This window comes from Priestia veravalensis (assembly GCF_001457055.1).
Lineage (GTDB): Bacteria > Bacillota > Bacilli > Bacillales > Bacillaceae_H > Priestia > Priestia flexa.
Genome location: NZ_KQ758670.1, coordinates 21,848 through 30,800, shown reverse-complemented (window position 1 = coordinate 30,800; position 8,953 = coordinate 21,848). Strand labels below are relative to the sequence as shown.

The following is an 8,953-nucleotide window of genomic DNA, read 5'->3' as shown; positions in this document are numbered from 1 at the left end:
TATCATTAACAAGCATACCTATCGAATAAGAAAAGAGTTTGGGACATAACAAAATGATGGCTTCTAAAAGACGAACACTAGCTGTTCCCATCTCTTTGATTTGTCTCAACACGTTCGTTCCATTGCGCTACGGTCACTCGCTTTCCGCGGGGAGGAACCTGAGCTTCCTCGCTGCGCTGCGGGATCTCCGTTTTCCCTCTCTTTCCCGCAGGAGTCGAGTGTCCTACGCTCCATTCCACCCTGTTTCCAACATTGTTTTCACAATCAACCAAAAAACCTGAACGATTAAAAGTTATGAACTCTCAATCGTTCAGGTATAGTAGAGGCTGAACTACTTACGTCTCAGTCTCCTTCTTATGTTTATCATCAATATAGTGAAAAACCTTTTTAGAAACTTTTTGTATTCACATTTTTCGGTCGAGACACCGGTTCAGTTAATTTTTTCCCTTCTTCATTCGTTAACGTCTTCTTACCGTCCACTTTAATCGCAACGCTTTCAACACCTGTTTGCTCTGTCAATGAAAGGACAAGTGAATCTAGTACTTGTTGAGATACTTTGCTTCCTTTCAGATTACCAAAAATATTTTCATTGAACGTTAACGTTAGCTCACCGTCCGCGTATTTCGGCTTAGATACAAGCTGCGCATCTGGATTAAAGTCTGTAACAAGCCCTGAAGAAGCTGATGGGCCTTCCACTAATTCATTAACAATAGCTGTATACATATCGCTTTCATTCACCTTGATTCGTTTCGTAACAGGAACGTAGTACGTGTGCTTCCCGTTTTGAGCTAAATAATAAACCGTAGCCGGCTTTGTTTGAGTAATATTCACAACACCTGAATTATCAAAGTTAATACCATCCGCTCTGCTTAATCCTTCGCTAATCGGCGTGTTATTAACTGGCATTGTATCTTTATCATAGCCATTAATACGAAGCTTAACTTTTTCTACCCCGTCAAACTGAGTAAGTGTCCAGGTAATTGCTTGTAAAATACGAAGTTCATCTTCTTTTTTATAGTTGGCAAACTCAGGTGAAAAATCAGCAATCATCGTTCCGTCTTTTTCTAATTTCGTTCCTAACACGCGAGTATCCGCTGGCAACACCGCTCGGAAACCATCTGGCAAGAGATTTGAAACTTCTCCACCTTCAATTAAATACTCAAGCGATTGTTTCGCAACACCTTTTTCATTCGGCATAGTTAATGTTTGAGGCACAACGTAGCCGTTTTTATCAATCAAATAAACTTCTGTTTTATTTTCAGCTTTAGACTTTGCTGCTTCTTTCTTCTGATTGCTTCCTTCTTTTGCTACTTTACCTTCAGTTTCCAATGCTTTTTCATCTTTAACGTAGGTGACATCTTTTGGTGGATCAATTTCTGCCGTTTTTTCACCGCCAAACATCCCACATCCCGATAATAGTACCGATGTAGCTACCACTGCTGACACCATGATAAGATTTGTCTTTTTAGACATTTCTTCCCCTCCTCAGACGGTTTGTACTATTATGTATACGAGCCTTTTTTTATTTTAGACCGAAGGAATTTATTTTTTCATACGAAAGGAGCAGCGACCTCTCACTGCTCCTTTTGTGTAGATTATAAAACAATATGATTTACGTTATACACCGGATGCTCAAACCACTTCGATGCAATAGATTGAAAAAGTTCAACTGATCCTGTTGTGAAGAATTGATGCTCAGGTAATTCACCGTTTGATGCTAGTAAATTACTATAAGATAAGATAGCGCTCACCTCAATAGCTGTCTCTTCACCAGAGCTTATCAGCTGGACACCACTTCCAATTACCTGTTGAATAACGGGTCGTAACAGCGGGTAGTGAGTACATCCCAAAATCAACGTATCAATATCCGTGTTAGTCAACGGCTTTAGCGTTTCCTTTACAATCTGTAAAGCTTCGTCACTTTCATAATTACCGCTCTCGACTAACGGTACAAATAGTGGACAGGCTAGATTATCTACTTCTACTCGATTATGCAAAGCTTTAAGAGCATGTGTATACGCCTGACTCTTGACCGTACCGTTTGTCCCTATGACACCTATTTTGTGATTTTTCGTCACTTTAAGCGCTGCACGAGAACCAGGTTGAATGACTCCAAGTACAGGAATATCTAACTGCTGCTGAATCTCCTCAAGTACAACAGCCGTGGCTGTATTACAGGCAATGACGAGCATCTTTATATTACGCTCTACTAAATAGTTCGTCATCTCCCAAGTAAAAGCTTTCACTTCTTCACTGGGTCGGGGCCCGTATGGACAGCGAGCTGTGTCTCCGATATACATAATCTGTTCTTTCGGAAGCTGTCTCATAATCTCTTTCGCAACAGTTAATCCACCTACACCTGAATCAATAACACCTATTGGTCTACTCACAAAAATCGCCTCATTTTTCTTTCATTTCATCATGTAATCTCTTTAATTTACCTTGAAGATCTTTTATTTCCTCTTCTGAGAAGTCACTTAGTACACCTTCTAGATAACCTCTTCTTTTATAAATTACTTCTTCAATAATCCGCTCTCCTTCTGGAAGCAGATGGATACGAACAACTCGTCTATCTTTTGGATCTTTTACTCTCATCACCAATTTGTTCTTTTCCATACGATCTACTAAATCAGTTGTGGTACTGCAGGCTAAATAAATTCGATTAGACAAATCACCGATTGTCATATCACCACGCTCAAACAACCACTGCAATGCAATAAATTGGGGCGGAGTAATCGAATACTGCCCCAAAATTTCTCTACCTTTTTGTTTAATGATTGCTTCAATATGTCGAAGCGACCTTTCCAACTCTGCTACCATGCTTTCATCTTGATCTCGCAATCATATACCACCTTTCTAACTTTCTAAGGAATTCACCTTATTTCTATTTTTATTTAAACGCATAGCGCCCTACGTACCTTCGTAACTATCATGTTTATTGTCCTCTTTTTCACGCTCTTTTTCAAGCTAGAACTTAAACGGCTGCCTAAAATCTAACCTTTCGTTTAGATAACTAAAAAAGAAGCTCAGGAATTGAGCTTCTTTAAAAGAATAGATCTAAGATGAAATACGCAATTGCTGCTAACGTAGCGGAGATTGGCAACGTAATAACCCATGTAATTAACATACGCTGTGCCGTCCCCCATTTAACACCTTTAATACGATGAGCTGAACCAACACCAAGAATTGATGATGAAATAACATGCGTCGTACTAACTGGTAGGTGAATAAACGTCGCTCCAAAAATAATCGCAGCACCTGTTAAGTCTGCCGCTACACCGTTAACCGGACGAATTTTCATAATCTTACCACCAACTGTTTTGATGATTTTCCAACCACCAACTGATGTTCCAATTCCCATTGCTAATGCACAAGAGAGCTGTACCCACCACTGAATATCAGTTGAGCTCTGCATATTGTTTGCAATTAAGGCCATTGTAATAATCCCCATCGCCTTTTGAGCATCGTTCGTTCCGTGAGTGTAAGATTGTAATGCCGCTGTTAAGATTTGAACATGACGAAACTGCTTGTTAGTCTTAGATAAATTACTATTATGTTTAAAGACTAGCTTTATGATGGTATATACAATATAACCAACAACAAAAGCAAGGATTGGTGAGATGATAAGAGCTTGAATAATTTTGATAAAACCGCCATAGTTTAATGCACCAAATCCCGCTGCTGCAATGGCAGCTCCCGCAATTGCACCGATGATAGCATGTGACGAACTACTTGGTATTCCGTAATACCACGTAATTAAATTCCATGCAATCGCAGCGATTAACGCAGCTAGTATTACAACTGATCCATTTTGAAGTGTAAATGGATCAACGATATCTTTTGTAATTGTTTTTGCAACTCCTGTAAAAGTCATTGCTCCTATAAAATTCATTGTTGCCGCCATAATAATTGCATGTCTAGGCTTTAACGCTTTGGTTGAAACAGACGTAGCAATTGCATTTGCTGTATCATGAAAGCCATTGATAAAATCAAAGGCAAGCGCTCCAACGACAACAAGGATAGTTAAAAGTAACAGTGAATCCAATTTTATTGCCCCTTTACGCGTTCTTCATGATAACTGTCTCTAAATTATTAGCAACAGTTTGACAGTAATCTGCCACCTCTTCTAATATTTCATAAATTTCTTTATACTGGATTACTTGAATTGGATCTTTACATGTAGAAAATAATTGCTTCAACGCTCTTCTATATAAAATATCGCATTGCGACTCATATTCTTTAATTTTAATTGCATGTGCACTGATTTGAGATAATTTCTTTTCAGATAAAAGATTAATTGTTAGTAAAATTTCAGCTGCACAACTTTGAATATTCTTCACAAATTCTTTTACATACTCATCAAATTTTGCAATTGAGTAAATTTCCAGCATAGCTGCAAAGTTATCAATACCGTCTAATACGTCATCTAGACTCATCGCTAATTGTAAAATATCCTCACGTTCAATCGGTGTGATAAATGCTTTATTCAGTTCTGTAATTACTGTATGAACATATTGGTCACCTTTTGATTCGTATGCTTTTAATACATTAGCGAATTCTTTTAAATCTGATACATTGTTTAATTCAAAGTTGCCTAAAAAGTCAGCTGAGTCTTTTAGGTTTTGAGCAATATCAAGCAACATTTCAGAAAATTTGTCTTTTTTCCTTTTAATCACGGTAAAGCCTCCATCCAATTTATTAACCTTTATAAGGACTCGTTATGTATTTTTTCAGTCCCTATTTTAATTAAGCTTTCATCGTAGATTATATCTCTTTACATCGTTCGACAAAAACTTAGCTTTTTCACTGAATTTTTTAATACCAAAACAAAAATTACTCCTATTATGAACGAATGTCAATATGTTTTCAGACGAATTGTAAAGACCCCACTTTACAATCTTATTTTCTTATTATATAAACCCTTGTTGTATCAAGGGATACCAAACCTTTGGATAATATTGGGGTTTACAAACTTTTAACATTTTTATTTATTCTGAAAATTAAATCAAAACAAAGAAGAAGGGGAATACTTAAATTCTCCCCCTCTTTTTTCTTATTTAATTGTTATTTTTGGCTAAATATATTTTTTACCTTTGGCGTAACATCATGACTACCTTTTTTTACATCCTCAACCATCATAGCTACTAGTAAATGTGGTGACTCAGTATCTACCGCTACAAACCAACCATTTTCTTTTCCTTTCTCACCTTGAGAAAGTTTCAATTCTGCTGTACCAGTTTTTCCAGCAAGCGTTAAATTACTTATTTTCGCTTCTTTCGCTGTCCCATTAGGATCTTCAATAACGCCAATTAAGCTTTCTTTGATCTTTAAAGCTGCTTCACTACTCATTACGTCCTCTTTCCAAAACTCAGGCTCTTTTTCCTCATTCATAACAAGCTTTGGTTTAATCATATTCCCATCGTTTACAATAGACGAATATACAGATGCTAGATGAAGAGGACTAATCTGCACTTCTCCTTGTCCATATGCTGAATTTGCTAAGAGAAGTTCAGAGTCTATAGAATTGCTTTGTGAAATTTTAGACGTTTGAAACGGAAACTCGATTGGTAACTTTTCGTTAAAACCAAACTTCTTGCTACCTTGCTCAAACGCTTTTACTCCTAATTCCGTTATTGCTTGGGCAAAATAAATATTATCTGATGTGACAAGCGCATCTCGAAAATTGACGTTAGGTTGATTGCCTACACGCGTGACATAAAAATCGCCCCAACTGCTATCTTTTTGCCATTTATCACCGATTGTTCTCTTTTCATTCAAATCAAACTTCTCACTGTCAGCAATCAATGCTGCCGATAGTAATTTAAATGTAGAGCCAGGTGAATATGTTTTGTTAAAACGGTTCAGTAACGGCTTAGCTGCGTCGTTAGACAGTTTACTGTACTCTGTAGATGTAATTCCTAAAGAAAAATGGTTTGGATTAAAAGAAGGTGCACTAACCATTCCTAATACATCTCCTGTTGTAGGATGAATCGCAACCCCGAGCCCCTTTTCATCTTTTACTTGTTCATATAGCTTTTTCTGCATTGCTACATCTACTGTCAGCTGCACATTTTTTCCGTTTTCGGCTTCCTTACTCGCAATTTCTTTCTTTACGTTACCATCAGAACCCACAATCGAAATTACTGCTCCATCTTTGGCACGCAGCGTCTCTTCGTATTGAGCTTCTATACCAATTAAACCAGCGCTAGACTGGGAGTTGTATCCTTCACCCTTATGTTGTTTCAAAAACTCTGCCGTCACAGGGGCTACATAACCTACTAAGTGTGCACACGCTTCAGCACATGGATAAACACGTGCAGGTACATTATTAATTTGAACTCCTTCAATGCCTAGAAGCTGCTCTTCTCCTTTTAAAGCTTCATCTTCTGTCATTGTTTTGATTGGCACAAACTGATCTTCTTTTACCCATGAAGCATTAAGCGCCTTATCTATTTCTTCAGTGGATATATTTAAAAGCTTGCTTAAGCTCTCTTTATTCTCATCCATCTTCGCCTTGAATTTTACTGGTACAATGCCTACTTGAGAAGCATTTCCATTCTGAGCTAAATAACTTCCAGAACGATCGGTAATCTCTCCTCGCTCAGCTCGCAATGTTTTAACGCTTACTTCATCTCCGTCCGTCATTCCCTCAAAAATCATGCTGGGTTTCCAAGATACGCTCCACTTGTTTTTATCATCAACTTTTTCTTCAACCCATAGCGCGTTTTCTTTAAAAGAAACTTTCCCAGCTGCCGTGTCCATACTTACTTCAAACGGTAAAGAAATTTCATTATTTTCTGGCTTTCCCTCAGATTTTATGGCCTTTACTTTTAATTTCTTTACCTCAGCTCCGCCATAAATATTTTGATATCTAGCTACAAACTCATCTTTTGTCACATCTTTTTTAGCTTCTTGAGATAGATAAGAATACATGTCTTCAAACTTTTGATCATTCCAAAGCTTCACATATTGTTCAAAGCGATCGCTCGCTGCTTCTTCATTTGAACAGCCCGCTATAATCATGATTAACATCATCAAACAAAACAAGCTCAATTTTTTCATCTATTCATCCCCTTTAATTGTACGTTTTTCCTGCAATATTAAATTTTACATATATATTCCCAATTTAAGCAACTCTTTTCGTCCATTTGTTATACATCATACACATATGATTGTTTTCGACAAAAAATCAAGATATTTTGCGAATTTTTTTTGAACAATTTGTGAATATTTTGTGTCTATTTTGTTAATCATTTGATATAATAAGTGTAAGAAGTTGTAAACAGGAGGCGATTAAAGTGAAAAAGTTCTTACAGTTTTACTTTTTATTTAGTTCTCTGTTTTGTTTTGGAAGCGTTTTCGTTTTATTTCTCGTAAAAGAATATTATTTTGCACCTTTGTTCTTAACATTAGGATGCTTAAATATCTTCTTATTCAAAATCTATATCCAGCAAACTAAAAAAGTCGATCAAGCTGTTCCTACTAAACCAAAACCAACAACCTAAAAAGCCGCTCATTATGAGTCGGCTTTTTTAAAATTTTTATTTTGACTTCCTTTATGATAAATAGACGAGATCTTGCTTCTTTAGAGAACTCCTTCATTTTATTATCCTATTAAAACAAAAAACTCTCACCTAAAATAGGTAGAAGCTTTCCATTCAGCAATCCGCTGGTCCTCAAAATACCAAGCCATCCATTTCATTACCTTGAAATATATCAAATTATTCCGATTTTCCAACTATGATTAATGAGATTTTTCAACCTTTTTCCATTTAAAAATCTTGTTTAACATTCCATAAATCATCTTCGACTCTTTCGTTAATAATGGTCCGAGAATGGCTAGAATGAGTACATATAAAGCTGCGAATGGTTGTAAAATTGAAGCCAGTCCACCCGCTATTCCAATATTAGCCATAATAATTGAGAATTCCCCACGTGAAACAATCGTTAATCCAATATTCGTTGATGCTTTATGAGATAATCCGCTTTTACGACCAGCTATCATACCGGCTGTGAAGTTTCCGATGATGGTTAAGATAACCGCACCGATTGCTAACCATGCTGCATCTAATAGCGTTAAAGGATCAATGCTTAATCCAAAGCTAAAGAAGAAAATCGCTCCAAAGAAATCTCTAAATGGAATGACTAAGTGCTCAATGCGATCGCGATGCTCCGTTTCTGAAAACACTAGACCTAACAGCAATGCTCCGATTGCTTCTGCAACGTGAATTGTTTCTGAGAATCCAGCAACAAAAAACAGTGTTGCAAACACAACAATAATAAAAATTTCATTTGAAGAAATGTTTAACAATTTGTTGAGTAGAGGCGTTGCTTTGCGAGCAATGATAAAGAACAACAACATATAACCAAACGCAATTAAAACCGATACGACAGAGCTCCAGATGGACGTGTGGTCACCAAGTACAAGCCCTGATACGACGGATAAATAGACTGCTAGGAAAATATCCTCAAACATAATAATTCCTAGAATAAGTTCAGTTTCAGGGTTAGCCGTTCGCTTTAAGTCAACCAGAACTTTAGCAACAATTGCGCTTGAAGAAATCGTAATAATACCAGCCATAATGAGTACTTCTAAAAGAGGATAACCTGTCAAGTACCCATACAACAAACCAAGACTAAAGTTAATTAAGATATAAATGGAACCACCAACAGCGATAGAACGCCCCGATTTAATTAACTTTCCGACTGAAAATTCCAAGCCCAAGTAGAAGAGAAGGAATAGCACCCCAATTCTGCCCATAAAAGAGATAATTTCTTCACTTTCAATAAACTTAAAGCTTAGGGCTCCAAATTCCGGAGCATGTGGTCCTACTGCCATTCCTAATAAGATTAAAAATGGAATAATAGTAAATTTTAATTTATTTGCCAAAACAGCAGCCACTGCCACCAATACTAGCGCTGTTCCAACTTCAAAAACTAAATGATCCATAGA

At 36.9% G+C, this 8,953-nt stretch carries 9 protein-coding genes; 1 reads left to right on the top strand and 8 read right to left on the bottom strand.

The genetic code is table 11. From position 1 onward, the window contains the following. Positions 1 to 77: 77 nt before the first annotated feature. The 7 genes from AS180_RS22680 to AS180_RS15265 form a co-directional block, all read right to left on the bottom strand. Positions 78 to 239 carry a hypothetical protein gene (locus AS180_RS22680; protein WP_156413461.1) on the bottom strand — a complete coding sequence of 54 codons (162 nt, stop codon included), beginning with the start codon at positions 237 to 239 and terminating at the stop codon, positions 78 to 80. Between the two features lie 148 nt (positions 240 to 387). Beyond that, the gene (locus AS180_RS15290) at positions 388 to 1,473 is read right to left on the bottom strand and encodes a GerMN domain-containing protein (protein WP_061785399.1); all 1,086 of its coding nucleotides are present in this window, start codon (positions 1,471 to 1,473) and stop codon (positions 388 to 390) included. A gap of 122 nt (positions 1,474 to 1,595) precedes the next feature. Next, complete coding sequence (gene racE, locus AS180_RS15285; RefSeq protein ID WP_061785400.1) at positions 1,596 to 2,390, bottom strand: glutamate racemase; 795 nt, start codon at positions 2,388 to 2,390, stop codon at positions 1,596 to 1,598. 10 nt (positions 2,391 to 2,400) lie between these two features. After that, positions 2,401 to 2,820 (bottom strand): MarR family winged helix-turn-helix transcriptional regulator, encoded by a 420-nt coding sequence (locus AS180_RS15280; protein ID WP_035319955.1) that lies wholly within the window; start codon positions 2,818 to 2,820, stop codon positions 2,401 to 2,403. Between the two features lie 223 nt (positions 2,821 to 3,043). Next, positions 3,044 to 4,045, bottom strand: coding sequence for an inorganic phosphate transporter (locus AS180_RS15275; protein ID WP_025907857.1), 1,002 nt, complete (start codon positions 4,043 to 4,045; stop codon positions 3,044 to 3,046). A 13-nt stretch (positions 4,046 to 4,058) separates the two neighbouring features. Further along, the gene (locus AS180_RS15270; protein ID WP_025907856.1) at positions 4,059 to 4,676 is read right to left on the bottom strand and encodes a DUF47 domain-containing protein; all 618 of its coding nucleotides are present in this window, start codon (positions 4,674 to 4,676) and stop codon (positions 4,059 to 4,061) included. 388 nt (positions 4,677 to 5,064) lie between these two features. Next, complete coding sequence (locus AS180_RS15265; RefSeq protein ID WP_062687070.1) at positions 5,065 to 7,062, bottom strand: penicillin-binding transpeptidase domain-containing protein; 1,998 nt, start codon at positions 7,060 to 7,062, stop codon at positions 5,065 to 5,067. 236 nt (positions 7,063 to 7,298) lie between these two features. On the opposite strand from AS180_RS15265, the gene AS180_RS15260 reads away from it, so the two are divergent. Next, entirely contained in the window at positions 7,299 to 7,505 is a 207-nt protein-coding gene (locus AS180_RS15260; RefSeq protein ID WP_025907854.1) for a hypothetical protein, read from the top strand. Positions 7,506 to 7,744: 239 nt separating this feature from the next. On the opposite strand, the gene AS180_RS15255 is transcribed toward AS180_RS15260, so the two are convergent. After that, on the bottom strand, positions 7,745 to 8,950 hold the full coding sequence (locus AS180_RS15255) for a cation:proton antiporter (RefSeq protein ID WP_025907853.1): 1,206 nt from the start codon (positions 8,948 to 8,950) through the stop codon (positions 7,745 to 7,747). Positions 8,951 to 8,953: the final 3 nt, after the last annotated feature.

Coding starts and splice junctions, on each gene's coding strand:
- AS180_RS15255 (WP_025907853.1), bottom strand. CDS start 8,950: ATGGATCATTTAGTTTTTGAAGTTGGAACAGCGCTAGTATTGGTGGCA.
- AS180_RS15290 (WP_061785399.1), bottom strand. CDS start 1,473: ATGTCTAAAAAGACAAATCTTATCATGGTGTCAGCAGTGGTAGCTACA.
- AS180_RS15265 (WP_062687070.1), bottom strand. CDS start 7,062: ATGAAAAAATTGAGCTTGTTTTGTTTGATGATGTTAATCATGATTATA.
- AS180_RS15280 (WP_035319955.1), bottom strand. CDS start 2,820: ATGGTAGCAGAGTTGGAAAGGTCGCTTCGACATATTGAAGCAATCATT.